The sequence below is a fragment of the Pseudomonas persica genome (assembly GCF_900291015.1).
Taxonomy (GTDB): domain Bacteria; phylum Pseudomonadota; class Gammaproteobacteria; order Pseudomonadales; family Pseudomonadaceae; genus Aquipseudomonas.
The window spans coordinates 1-238 of sequence record NZ_OLKL01000359.1; the positions used below are offsets into that span (position 1 = coordinate 1).

Below are 238 nucleotides of genomic sequence, written 5' to 3' on the forward strand. Positions count from 1 at the left end.
CCCTTACACCATCCCGACCAACGGCAGCGCCGGGCGCACCTCGGCACACCCGAGCAAGCCGAATGATGGCGGCGACAGTGACAACTTCTATGGCCTGACCGGCCGCGACTTCCGCAAGACCCGAGTGGATATCGCAACCTTCGCCGTCGAGCACGACCTGACCGACTCGCTGACCATCAAGAACACCCTGCGTCACGGCAACAGCATGCAGGACTACATCCTGACCCAGCCCGACGAC

General features: G+C 63.4%; 1 pseudogene. It reads left to right on the forward strand.

Features of this window, described 5'->3' with window-relative positions:
- Positions 1-238, forward strand: a pseudogene (locus FQ664_RS26885) (TonB-dependent siderophore receptor); the annotation flags it as partial.